This window comes from Mesorhizobium sp. M7A.F.Ca.US.011.01.1.1 (assembly GCF_003998295.1).
Classification (GTDB): domain Bacteria; phylum Pseudomonadota; class Alphaproteobacteria; order Rhizobiales; family Rhizobiaceae; genus Mesorhizobium.
The window spans coordinates 1-405 of record NZ_RZRT01000246.1 but is presented as its reverse complement, the minus strand read 5'-3'; the positions used below and the strand labels follow the sequence as shown (position 1 = coordinate 405).

General features: G+C 61.7%; 1 pseudogene. It reads left to right on the top strand.

The features are described 5' to 3' along the window. Nucleotides 1-287: pseudogene (locus EOA13_RS37565) on the top strand (lipopolysaccharide biosynthesis protein); the annotation flags it as partial. Nucleotides 288-405: the final 118 nt, after the last annotated feature.

Below are 405 nucleotides of genomic sequence, written 5' to 3'. Positions count from 1 at the left end.
TTGCCGAGGCTGCCCCTCTGGTGGCGCTGGCGATCTGCGTGCCAGGGCTGCGCAACCTGGTCGAATATCAGGCCGAGCTTCTGTTCGCGCGCGGCCAGACGCTGGTGCGGGCGATCAACCTGGCCCTGCTTGCCGGGCTGAAGGCGGTCCTGCTGACCTATGTGCTGACCACCATCCTGGACATGCCGGAACTGGTGTTGTCGCTCAATGTCGTCTTCCTGCTGCTCTACCTCGCCTCGACGCTGCTCACCTATTCGGCGATGCGCAATCCGGCCAAGCCGGTGTAGGGTCGATCAACTGCCTGCCGTCAATGGCCGAGATGGGATGGAAAGTTTCCCTCTCGACATGCAATATCGGGGGGCATGACCGAGTTATCTTTCCGCCACCTGAACCCTAACTGGAACG